The 10,987-nt window shown below is 45.9% G+C and carries 19 protein-coding genes; all 19 read left to right on the top strand.

Features of this window, described 5'->3' with window-relative positions:
- The first annotated feature begins 534 nt into the window (after window positions 1–534).
- Window positions 535–915: a 30S ribosomal protein S12 gene (gene rpsL / locus CIK95_RS05105; RefSeq protein ID WP_022311335.1), complete on the top strand. Its 381-nt coding sequence runs from the start codon at window positions 535–537 to the stop codon at window positions 913–915.
- A gap of 183 nt (window positions 916–1,098) precedes the next feature.
- Window positions 1,099–1,575 (top strand): 30S ribosomal protein S7, encoded by a 477-nt coding sequence (gene rpsG / locus CIK95_RS05100; RefSeq protein WP_022311336.1) that lies wholly within the window; start codon window positions 1,099–1,101, stop codon window positions 1,573–1,575.
- Window positions 1,576–1,605: 30 nt separating this feature from the next.
- The gene (gene fusA, locus CIK95_RS05095) at window positions 1,606–3,720 is read left to right on the top strand and encodes an elongation factor G (protein ID WP_022311337.1); all 2,115 of its coding nucleotides are present in this window, start codon (window positions 1,606–1,608) and stop codon (window positions 3,718–3,720) included.
- A gap of 103 nt (window positions 3,721–3,823) precedes the next feature.
- Window positions 3,824–4,129 (top strand): 30S ribosomal protein S10, encoded by a 306-nt coding sequence (gene rpsJ / locus CIK95_RS05090; RefSeq protein WP_022311338.1) that lies wholly within the window; start codon window positions 3,824–3,826, stop codon window positions 4,127–4,129.
- Between the two features lie 31 nt (window positions 4,130–4,160).
- Window positions 4,161–4,775, top strand: a complete 615-nt coding sequence (gene rplC, locus CIK95_RS05085; protein WP_094386827.1) for a 50S ribosomal protein L3 — start codon at window positions 4,161–4,163, stop codon at window positions 4,773–4,775.
- Window positions 4,776–5,405, top strand: coding sequence for a 50S ribosomal protein L4 (gene rplD / locus CIK95_RS05080; RefSeq protein ID WP_094466447.1), 630 nt, complete (start codon window positions 4,776–4,778; stop codon window positions 5,403–5,405).
- Between the two features lie 13 nt (window positions 5,406–5,418).
- Entirely contained in the window at window positions 5,419–5,712 is a 294-nt protein-coding gene (gene rplW / locus CIK95_RS05075) for a 50S ribosomal protein L23 (RefSeq protein ID WP_022311341.1), read from the top strand.
- Between the two features lie 7 nt (window positions 5,713–5,719).
- A complete protein-coding gene (gene rplB / locus CIK95_RS05070; protein ID WP_022311342.1) occupies window positions 5,720–6,547 on the top strand; it encodes a 50S ribosomal protein L2 in 828 nt (275 codons plus the stop codon).
- 10 nt (window positions 6,548–6,557) lie between these two features.
- On the top strand, window positions 6,558–6,824 hold the full coding sequence (rpsS, locus tag CIK95_RS05065; protein WP_022311343.1) for a 30S ribosomal protein S19: 267 nt from the start codon (window positions 6,558–6,560) through the stop codon (window positions 6,822–6,824).
- 36 nt (window positions 6,825–6,860) lie between these two features.
- Window positions 6,861–7,265: a 50S ribosomal protein L22 gene (gene rplV, locus CIK95_RS05060; RefSeq protein WP_022311344.1), complete on the top strand. Its 405-nt coding sequence runs from the start codon at window positions 6,861–6,863 to the stop codon at window positions 7,263–7,265.
- Window positions 7,266–7,273: 8 nt separating this feature from the next.
- Window positions 7,274–8,002, top strand: coding sequence for a 30S ribosomal protein S3 (gene rpsC, locus CIK95_RS05055; RefSeq protein ID WP_022311345.1), 729 nt, complete (start codon window positions 7,274–7,276; stop codon window positions 8,000–8,002).
- A 14-nt stretch (window positions 8,003–8,016) separates the two neighbouring features.
- Window positions 8,017–8,445, top strand: a complete 429-nt coding sequence (rplP, locus tag CIK95_RS05050; protein ID WP_022311346.1) for a 50S ribosomal protein L16 — start codon at window positions 8,017–8,019, stop codon at window positions 8,443–8,445.
- 3 nt (window positions 8,446–8,448) lie between these two features.
- A complete protein-coding gene (gene rpmC, locus CIK95_RS05045; protein WP_022311347.1) occupies window positions 8,449–8,643 on the top strand; it encodes a 50S ribosomal protein L29 in 195 nt (64 codons plus the stop codon).
- 2 nt (window positions 8,644–8,645) lie between these two features.
- Window positions 8,646–8,912 (top strand): 30S ribosomal protein S17, encoded by a 267-nt coding sequence (gene rpsQ, locus CIK95_RS05040; protein ID WP_094386829.1) that lies wholly within the window; start codon window positions 8,646–8,648, stop codon window positions 8,910–8,912.
- Between the two features lie 2 nt (window positions 8,913–8,914).
- A complete protein-coding gene (gene rplN / locus CIK95_RS05035) occupies window positions 8,915–9,280 on the top strand; it encodes a 50S ribosomal protein L14 (protein WP_022311349.1) in 366 nt (121 codons plus the stop codon).
- A gap of 19 nt (window positions 9,281–9,299) precedes the next feature.
- Window positions 9,300–9,617, top strand: coding sequence for a 50S ribosomal protein L24 (gene rplX / locus CIK95_RS05030; protein WP_022311350.1), 318 nt, complete (start codon window positions 9,300–9,302; stop codon window positions 9,615–9,617).
- The gene (gene rplE, locus CIK95_RS05025; protein ID WP_022311351.1) at window positions 9,617–10,171 is read left to right on the top strand and encodes a 50S ribosomal protein L5; all 555 of its coding nucleotides are present in this window, start codon (window positions 9,617–9,619) and stop codon (window positions 10,169–10,171) included. The genes rplX and rplE overlap by 1 nt, the downstream gene beginning before the upstream one ends.
- A gap of 5 nt (window positions 10,172–10,176) precedes the next feature.
- Window positions 10,177–10,479 (top strand): 30S ribosomal protein S14, encoded by a 303-nt coding sequence (rpsN, locus tag CIK95_RS05020; RefSeq protein WP_022311352.1) that lies wholly within the window; start codon window positions 10,177–10,179, stop codon window positions 10,477–10,479.
- Between the two features lie 112 nt (window positions 10,480–10,591).
- Complete coding sequence (gene rpsH, locus CIK95_RS05015) at window positions 10,592–10,987, top strand: 30S ribosomal protein S8 (RefSeq protein ID WP_022311353.1); 396 nt, start codon at window positions 10,592–10,594, stop codon at window positions 10,985–10,987.

The raw sequence follows: 10,987 nt of genomic DNA, 5'->3' as shown, positions 1-10,987 counted from the left end.
CTCAACGAGGTCTTCTGCCCCCAGGTAGAAGAAGTCATTGACCAGCTGCAGCAGTATGCCGACGAGTGGCGCGACGTGCCCATGCTCGCCAAGACCCACGGCCAGCCCGCTTCGCCAAAAACAAGCTCACCTCCACCACCAGCGAGGCATGGGGTAGGGCAGATGGAGGGTTGGATGTCAGGTTTGGAAAGGGCAAAAACCGATGCTCAAAGGCGCAGAACCGGGGCGTATAGTGGGTTGTGGCAATGTGTGCGCACACAGTCAGCGCAAGGGAGGTCATTTCCCTGCGCGGGCAGCTTGTTTTTGTAACAAAAATGACCATCAAGGGCGTGCTCGAGATGATTTCGGCGGTGAAAAATATATAAAAAACACAACTAACTGTTAAATTTTACTATCTGGAAGCGCTTTATAATATGTATAATTAGGTGGTTTGATAGAAAATATGTAACTTTGCAGCCCGAAACGGCATCATAAATACCGTCGCAATCGATTGATAATAACAAAAATAAATATATAAATTAAAAAAGTAAAACTATGCCTACAATTCAACAATTGGTAAGAAAAGGCAGAAACGTGTTGGTAGATAAGAGCAAGTCTCCCGCGTTGGACAATTGTCCCCAGCGTCGTGGTGTATGCGTTCGTGTCTATACTACAACACCTAAGAAGCCTAATTCGGCAATGAGAAAAGTTGCCCGTGTGCGTTTGACAAACCAGAAGGAAGTGAACTCTTACATCCCAGGAGAGGGCCACAACCTGCAGGAGCACTCTATCGTACTGGTACGTGGTGGTCGTGTTAAGGACCTCCCCGGTGTACGTTATCACATCGTTCGTGGTACTTTGGATACCGCAGGTGTCGCAAACCGTACACAGCGCCGTTCTAAGTATGGTGCAAAGCGTCCTAAGGCTAAGAAGTAATAGCCCGAAGATGTATATGCCGAAAGTTCACAGGCGGAGAAGCCTGAGGACTTGCGGCGTGTAAAACAAAAGAAACATTATAATCGTTTTGCTGGAGAATAAGTCAAGGTTGAGTAAATGCCAGAGAGCTGGCGTTGAAGAACAAATGAGCAGCCTCCGCAGAATATTAATTTAACAAAAGCAATGAGAAAAGCAAAACCAAAGAAGCGCGTGATTCTTCCGGATCCCGTGTTCAACGACCAGAAGGTCTCTAAGTTCGTGAACCACTTGATGTATGATGGCAAGAAGAATGCTTCATACGAAATTTTCTACAAGTCTCTTGATGTCGTAAAGGAGAAGATGGCTAATGAAGAGAAGTCTCCCCTGGAGATTTGGAAGCAGGCCCTCGACAATATCACTCCCCAGGTAGAAGTAAAGAGCCGTCGTATCGGTGGTGCCACTTTCCAGGTTCCTACCGAAATCCGTCCTGACCGCAAGGAGAGCATCTCTATGAAGAACCTTATCGCTTTCGCTCGCAAGCGTGGTGGTAAGACCATGGCAGACAAGCTCGCTGCAGAGATTATGGACGCATTCAACAATCAGGGTGGCGCTTACAAGCGTAAGGAAGACATGCACCGTATGGCTGAGGCTAACCGCGCATTCGCTCACTTCAGATTCTAATCATTACATATATATAAGGAATAAAAGAAAATGGCAAACCGCGATTTACATTTGACTCGTAATATCGGTATTATGGCACACATCGATGCCGGTAAGACGACTACATCTGAGCGTATCCTGTTCTACACCGGTAAGACCCACAAGATTGGTGAGGTGCACGACGGTGCTGCAACAATGGACTGGATGGCACAGGAGCAGGAGCGTGGTATCACTATCACCTCTGCTGCCACCACTTGTAACTGGACTTGGAACAACAAGCAGTACAAGATAAACCTTATCGATACTCCCGGACACGTTGACTTCACCGCAGAGGTAGAGCGCTCACTCCGCGTTCTCGATGGTGCTATCGCTACTTATTCAGCAGCCGATGGCGTTCAGCCACAGTCTGAGACTGTATGGCGTCAGGCCGACAAGTACAATGTACCCCGTATCGGTTATGTGAACAAGATGGACCGTTCGGGTGCCGACTTCTTCGAGACCGTACAGCAGATGAAGGACATCCTGGGTGCCAACCCCTGTCCTATCCAGATTCCAATCGGTGCAGAGGAAAACTTCAAGGGTCTCGTTGACCTTATCAAGATGAAGGCTATCCTGTGGCACGATGAGACTATGGGCGCTGAATACGATATTGAGGATATCCCCGCTGACCTCGTTGACGAGGCCAATGAGTGGAGAGAGAAGATGGTAGAGAATGCTGCCAACTTCGACGACGACCTGATGGAGAAGTATCTCGAAGGTGCTGAGATTTCTGAAGAGCAGCTTATCGCCGCTATCCGTAAGGGTACCATCGCTATGGAGATTACTCCTATGTTGCTCGGTTCTTCTTACAAGAACAAGGGTGTACAGCCTCTGCTTGACTATACTTGTGCATTCCTTCCCTCACCTCTGGATACAGAGGCTATCGTGGGTGCCAACCCCGATACTGAGGAAGAGGAGGATCGCAAGCCTTCTGAGGACGAGCCTACATCGGCTTTGGCATTCAAGATTGCCACTGACCCATTCATGGGCCGTCTGGTATTCTTCCGTGTCTACTCTGGTAAGGTTGTTGCCGGTTCTTACGTGTACAACCCCCGCTCAGGCAAGAAGGAGCGTATCAGCCGTCTGTTCCAGATGAACTCTAACAAGGAAATCCCAATGGAGTCAATCGACGCCGGTGATATCGGTGCAGGTGTAGGCTTCAAGGATATCCGTACTGGTGATACTCTCTGCGATGAGTCTAAGCCCATCGTTCTTGAGTCTATGACCTTCCCCGATACCGTGATCTCTATCGCTGTAGAGCCCAAGAGCCAGGCCGATGTTGCCAAGCTGGACAACGGTCTTGCCAAGCTGGCTGAGGAAGACCCCACATTCACCGTTCGTACCGACGAGCAGAGTGGTCAGACCATTATCTCTGGTATGGGTGAGCTTCACCTCGACATCATCATCGACCGTCTGAAGCGTGAGTTCAAGGTAGAATGTAACCAGGGTAAGCCCCAGGTTAACTACAAGGAGGCCATTATCGGCACAGCCCAGAGCCGTGAGACTTACAAGAAGCAGAGTGGTGGTCGTGGTAAGTTCGCTTGTATCGATGTTACAATCGGTCCTAAGGACGAAGACTACAAGGATGGCGACCTGCAGTTCATCAACGAGGTTAAGGGTGGTAACATTCCTAAGGAGTTCATCCCCTCTGTAGAGAAGGGATTCAAGGACTGCCTCGCCAACGGTGTTCTCGGTGGCTTCCCCATGACAGGTATGAAGGTTACTCTTACCGATGGTAGCTTCCACCCCGTTGACTCAGACCAGTTGTCATTCGAGCTCGTAGCTCACCAGGCATTCAAGGTTCTCTGTCCTAAGGCTAAGCCCGTACTGATGGAGCCCATCATGAGAGTCGAGGTAGTTACTCCCGAAGAGAACATGGGTGATGTAATCGGCGACTTGAACAAGCGTCGTGGTATGGTTCAGGGTATGGAGGAAGGCCGTAGCGGTGCCCGCGTGGTTAAGGCTATGGTTCCTCTGGCAGAAATGTTCGGTTATGTAACTGCTCTGCGTACCATCACCTCTGGTCGTGCTACAAGCTCTATGGAGTATGATCACCACGCTCCTGTATCAACAGCCATTGCCAAGGCAGTGCTGGATGAGCAGAACGGTCACTCAGAGCTCCTCTAATAGCAAAATCAATACAGGAAGAGAGACGCTGCTTAGCGAATGACTCTTAAGCAGCGTATCTCTCCTCCTATTACAATTACTAATATTAATTAAGTAAAAGACAATGAGTCAGAAAATCAGAATTAAGCTGAAGTCTTACGACCACCAGTTGGTTGACAAGTCAGCAGAGAAAATCGTGAAGGCTGTTAAGGCCACCGGCGCCATCGTCAGCGGTCCTATTCCATTGCCAACACACAAGCGCATTTACACTGTTAACCGCAGTACATTCGTTAACAAGAAAGCCCGTGAGCAGTTCCAGCTCTCTGACTTCAAGCGCTTGATTGATATCTATAGTTCAACTGCCAAGACAGTTGATGCGCTGATGAAACTTGAATTGCCCAGTGGTGTAGAAGTTGAGATTAAGGTCTAATTTGTAGTTTAATTATTTATTCATTAAAGAAATGCCAGGATTATTAGGAAAAAAAATCGGAATGACATCCGTTTTCAGTGCCGACGGTAAGAATATTCCGTGCACTGTTATCGAAGCTGGTCCTTGTGTTGTAACCCAGGTTAAAACCGTAGAGAAGGATGGTTACAAGGCTGTACAGTTGGGTTTCGCTGAGGCTAAGGAGAAGAATACTTCTATGCCTTTGCAGGGACACTTCAAGAAGGCCGGCACAACACCAAAAAAGCACTTGGCCGAGTTCAAATTTGATGAGGAGTACAATCTCGGTGACACTATCACTGTAGAGTTGTTCAATGACGCCGAATTTGTTGACGTAATCGGTACCTCTAAGGGTAAAGGTTTCCAGGGTGTTGTTAAGCGCCATGGTTTCGGTGGTGTAGGTCAGTCTACTCACGGTCAGGATGACCGCGCTCGTAAGCCCGGTTCTATCGGTGCTTGTTCTTACCCCGCAAAGGTGTTCAAGGGCATGCGCATGGGTGGCCAGATGGGTGGCGACCGCGTAACAACTCAGAACCTTAAGGTGTTAAAGGTAATTCCAGAACAGAACCTTCTTATCGTTAAGGGCTCTTTCGCTGGATGCAATGGTTCAACCGTTTTAATTGAGAAGTAAATGGAAGTTAGCGTATTAAATATCAACGGTCAGGAGACCGGAAGAAAGGTAGTTCTCAATGATGCTATCTTTGGAATTGAGCCTAACGATCACGTTCTTTATCTTGATGTAAAGCAGTATCTTGCTAATCAGCGTCAGGGTACAGCCAAGTCAAAGGAAAGAAGCGAAATGAGCGGTTCTACTCGTAAACTTGGACGTCAGAAAGGTGGCGGTGGTGCTCGCCGTGGAGATATCAACTCACCTGTACTCGTAGGTGGTGGTCGTGTATTCGGTCCCAAGCCTCGCGATTACGGTTTCAAGTTGAACAAGAAAGTTAAGGTACTCGCTCGCAAATCAGCCCTGTCTTATAAGGCACAGGAGAATGCTGTTGTTGTGGTTGAAGACTTCATTTTTGAGGCTCCCAAGACTAAAGATTTTGTAAATATTACTAAAAATCTTAAAGTTGAAGGCAAAAAGACCCTCGTTGTTTTGCCAGAAAGCAATAAAAACGTATATTTGTCGGCTCGTAATTTGAAGGGCTCTGAAGTTATCCTCGCTTCTGCAGTAAATACTTACAAAGTTTTGAACGCAGACGTGCTGGTAGTAACTGAGAATTCTCTCAAGGTTATCGACGAAATCTTAATGAAATAAGGAGAATTAGAATATGGCATTTATTATCAAACCATTGGTTACTGAGAAGATGAACAACATTACAGAGAAGATGTCGAATCGTTTCGGCTTCGTAGTTCGTCCTGAGGCTAATAAACTCCAAATTAAGGCTGAAGTCGAGAGTCTGTACAATGTTACTGTTGTAGATGTAAACACAGCAGTTTATGCTGGCAAGCGTTCTGCCCGTTACACCAAGGCTGGCTTGGTTAAGGGACAGAAGAACTCGTTCAAGAAAGCTATCGTTACTTTGAAAGAAGGCGATACAATTGATTTTTATAGCAATATCTAAATAGAAAATGGCAGTACGTAAATTTAATCCCGTTACACCGGGACAAAGACACAAAGTTATTGGCACGTTCGAAGAGATTACTGCATCCGTGCCAGAGAAGTCTCTCGTTTACGGTAAGCGTTCTACCGGTGGTCGTAACAACACCGGTAAAATGACTGTCCGCTATATGGGCGGTGGTCACAAGAAGAAGTATCGTCTTATCGACTTCAAACGTGAGAAAGATGGTGTTCCAGCAGTTGTAAAGTCTATCGAGTATGATCCTAACAGATCTGCACGTATAGCATTGCTGTATTACGCTGATGGTGAAAAGCGTTACATTGTTGCTCCTAACGGACTCAAGGTAGGCGCTACCGTAATGTCAGGCGCAGACGCTGCTCCTGAAATCGGTAATGCTCTTCCTTTGGCTAACATTCCTGTAGGTACAGTAGTTCACAACCTAGAGCTGCGTCCTGGTCAGGGTGCTCTGCTCGTTCGTTCGGCTGGTAATTTTGCTCAGTTGACTTCTCGTGAGGGCAGTTATTGTGTTATTAAGCTCCCTTCAGGCGAGACTCGTAAGATTCTCTCTGCTTGTAAGGCTACAGTAGGAAGTGTTGGAAACTCTGACCACGCTCTCGAGCAGTCTGGTAAGGCTGGTCGCTCACGCTGGTTGGGTCGCCGTCCTCACAACCGTGGTGTTGTTATGAACCCCCATGATCACCCAATGGGTGGTGGTGAAGGCCGTCAGTCTGGTGGTCACCCACGTTCACGTAAGGGTCTCTACGCTAAGGGTCTGAAGACACGTGCACCTAAGAAGCATTCTAACAAGTATATTATCGAAAGAGCTAATAAAAAATAAAGAGTAAATTATGAGTCGTTCTCTTAAAAAAGGTCCATATATCAACGTATCGCTCGAGAAGAAGATTCTTGCTATGAACGAAAGCGGTAAGAAGACCGTCGTAAAGACTTGGGCCAGAGCATCAATGATATCACCCGATTTCGTAGGGCATACTGTTGCTGTTCACAACGGAAATAAATTTATCCCTGTTTACATTACCGAGAACATGGTAGGCCATAAGCTTGGAGAATTCTCTCTCACACGTCGCTTTGGTGGTCACTCTGGTAATAGAAAGTAAATTAGGCAAACCATTTTAAAGTAAATAACATAACTAATGGGAGCAAGAAAACATGAAGCAGCTGAAAAGCTTAAGGCTGCTCGCAAAAATTTGTATTTCGCTAAGCTGAATGGCGTGCCCTCATCACCACGTAAGATGCGCTATGTCGTAGATATGGTTCGTGGCATGGAGGTAAACCGCGCACTCGGCGTATTACGATTCTCTAAAAAGCAGGCTGCCGCAGATGTTGAGAAACTGCTGCGCTCAGCTATCGCTAACTGGGAGAATAAGAACGAACGCAAGGCTGAAGACGGAGAGCTTTATATCAGTAAGGTCTTCGTAGACGAAGGCGTTACAATGAAGCGTATGAGACCTGCACCACAGGGTCGTGGTTACAGAATCCGTAAGCGTTCTAATCATGTAACTTTGTTTGTTGATGCCAAAACTAACGACGAAAAATAATAAATAGAATGGGACAGAAAGTAAATCCGATAAGCAACCGACTGGGTATTATCCGTGGTTGGGAATCAAATTGGTTTGGTGGCAAGAATTTCGGAGACAACCTGGTCGAAGACCGTAAAATCCGTAAATATCTCAATGAGCGTCTGGCTAAGGCTAACGTATCTAAGATTGTCATCGAGCGTACACTGAAGCTCGTCACCATCACTATTTGCACAGCCCGTCCGGGTCTCGTCATTGGTAAAGGTGGTCAAGATGTTGACAAACTGAAGGAAGAGTTGAAGAAACTCTATAAGAAGGATATTCAGATTAACATATTTGAAGTTAAGAAGCCCGATCTGGATGCTACAATTGTAGGCAATAACATCGCTCGCCAGGTAGAAGGTAAGGTTGCATACCGCCGTGCTATCAAGATGGCTATTCAGAATACAATGCGTGCTGGTGCCGAGGGTGTCAAGATTCAAATCTGTGGCCGTCTGAATGGTGCTGAAATGGCACGTAAGGAAATGTACAAAGAGGGACGTACTCCTCTGCACACATTCCGTGCCGATATCGATTACTGCCAGGCAGAAGCACTTACCAAGGTAGGTCTTCTCGGTATCAAAGTGTGGATTTGCCGTGGTGAGGTTTACGGAAAGCGTGACCTTACTCCTAACTTCACTCAGGAGAAGCAGAATGCCGGTCGCTCAAACAACGGCGGACGTGGTCGCGGTAATCGTAGAAGAAACAATAACCGTTAAAAGAAGAAGTTATCATGTTACAGCCTAAAAGAGTAAAATATAGAAGACCACAAGATGGACGTGGCAACAAAGGCAACGCTCACCGTGGTACACAGCTGGCTTTCGGCTCATTTGGTATCAAGACACTTGAGGCTAAATGGATTGACAGCCGACAGATAGAAGCAGCTCGTGTGGCAGTAAACCGTCACATGAACCGTCAGGGTCAAGTTTGGATCCGCATTTTCCCCGACAAACCTATTACACGTAAGCCTGCTGACGTACGTATGGGTAAGGGTAAGGGTGATCCCGCAGGATGGGTTGCACCTGTAACACCTGGCCGTGTCCTCTTTGAAGTAGAGGGAGTATCTTTCGACATTGCTAAAGAGGCTCTGCGCCTCGCAGCTCAGAAGCTCCCCGTTAAGACAAAATTTATTGTAAGACGTGATTACGACAAAAACGCTTAAGCTATGAAGATTAATGAAGTAAAAGAACTCGCCGACAAGGATCTGCGCGAGAAATTGGAGAATGCAGAGGCTGCACTTCACCAGATGAAGCTCAACCATAGTGTTACTCCTCTTGAAAATCCATCACAGATTAAGGCTGCACGTCGTGATATCGCACGCATGAAGACAGTGCTTCGTCAGAGAGAACTTAATAAATAACAATGGTCCAGATGGAAACAAGAAATTTAAGAAAAGTAAGACAGGGTGTCGTTATCAGCAACAAAATGGATAAAACCATTGTTATTGCAGCTAAGTTTAAGGAGATGCACCCTATTTATGGTAAATTCGTTCAGAAGACGAAGAAGTACCATGCACATGACGAGAACAATGAGGCTAATGTAGGTGATACAGTACAGATCATGGAGACTCGTCCTCTGTCTAAGACAAAGAGATGGAGATTAGTACAAATCGTTGAAAAAGCTAAGTAATTATGATACAGGCAGAATCAAGACTTACAGTATGTGATAACAGTGGTGCACGCGAGGCTCTGTGTATTCGTGTCCTCGGTGGTACACGCCGCCGTTATGCCAGTGTTGGTGACGTGATTGTCGTTGCTGTCAAGAACGTTGTACCTTCAAGTGATTTGAAAAAGGGAGCGGTATCTAAGGCTTTGATCGTTCGCACAAAAAAGGAAATTCGTCGTGCCGACGGTTCATATATACGCTTTGATGACAACGCTTGTGTGTTGCTCAACAATGCTGGTGAGCTCCGTGGAAGCCGTATCTTCGGTCCTGTTGCTCGTGAGCTCCGTGCCGTAAATATGAAGGTTGTTTCTTTGGCACCTGAGGTTCTTTAATTTTTAAAATTAGTAATCAATGACTAAGTTACATATTAGAAAAGACGATATGGTTGTTGTTCTTGCCGGACGTGACAAGGGCAAAACCGGTAAGGTGCTCAAGGTAATGGTTAGCGATAACCGTGCCATCGTTGAGGGCGTCAATATTGTATCTAAGAGTACAAAGCCTTCTGCAAAGAACCCACAAGGCGGTATTGTAAAACAAGAAGCACCTATTCATATCTCAAATTTGAGTTTGATAGATCCAAAGAGTGGTAAGGCTACTCGTGTTGCCATCAAGCACGAAGGCAAGAACGTAATCCGTATCGCTAAAAAATCAGGGGAGGTAATTAAGTAATGGATACAGCACAGTTAAAGAAAGTCTATAATGAGACTATAGCACCTGCTCTCCAGAAGCAGTTCAACTATTCTTCAGCAATGCAAATTCCTGTCCTGAAGAAAATCGTTATTAACCAGGGTCTCGGTGACGCTACACAGGATAAGAAAATCATTGATGTAGCCATTAATGAGATTTCAGCCATTACCGGTCAGAAGGCTGTTGCTACATATTCTAAGAAGGATATCGCAAACTTCAAGCTGCGTAAGAAGATGCCTATCGGTGTCATGGTAACATTGCGTCGTGAGCGCATGTATGAGTTCCTCGAGAAACTTATCCGTGTAGCTCTTCCCCGTATCCGTGACTTCAAGGGTATCGAAAGCAAGTTTGACGGTCGTGGTAACTATACTCTCGGCGTTTCAGAGCAGATTATCTTCCCTGAAATCAATATTGATCAGGTAGATCGCATCCAGGGTATGAACATTACTTTCGTAACTTCTGCAAGCACAGATGAAGAAGGTTATGCTCTGCTCAAAGCTTTCGGTCTCCCATTCAAGAATGCTAAAAACGATTAATAGATATGGCAAAAGAATCAATGAAGGCCCGCGAGGTTAAGCGCGCAAAATTGGTAGCTCGCTATGCTGAAAAGCGTGCTGCTCTGAAGAAAATTATTGCGACCACTGACGATATCGCAGAGGCTTATGAGGCTGCTCGTAAACTTCAGTCTATTCCCAAGAACGCTAATCCAATTCGCCTGCACAACCGTTGCAAGATTACTGGTCGTCCAAAGGGTTATATCCGCCAGTTCGGTATCTCTCGTATCCAGTTCCGCGAAATGGCTTCTCAGGGTCTCATACCTGGAGTAAAGAAAGCAAGCTGGTAAGATATTTCAGAGAATGCGGAAGAAACTGTTTCTTCCGTGTTCTTACGAAAAATCACAACGAATTTTTTTTAATATTGTCGGGGTAGTCCCGATTAATTAAACATTTATTTATATGACAGATCCAATAGCAGATTATCTGACAAGACTCAGAAACGCAATCATGGCTCATCACAGAGTTGTTGAGGTTCCTGCGTCAAACATGAAGAAGTCTATTACCAAGATTCTCTTCGAGAAGGGTTACATTCTGAACTACAAGTTCGTAGAAGATGGTCCCCAGGGTACTATTAAAGTTGCCTTGAAGTATGACAACAACACCAAGCAGAACGCTATCAAGTGTCTGAAGCGTGTGTCTACTCCTGGTCTCCGTAAGTATACCGGTTACAAGGACATGCCGAGAGTAATTAACGGATTAGGTATAGCCATTATATCTACATCTCAAGGTGTTATGACTGATAAGGAAGCAGCTGCCCTCAAGATTGGCGGTGAGGTTCTTTGTTATGTTTATTAA

Origin of the sequence: Prevotella sp. P5-108, assembly GCF_002251385.1 — a bacterium.
Classification (GTDB): domain Bacteria; phylum Bacteroidota; class Bacteroidia; order Bacteroidales; family Bacteroidaceae; genus Prevotella.
This window is presented reverse-complemented; position numbering and strand designations above follow the sequence as displayed.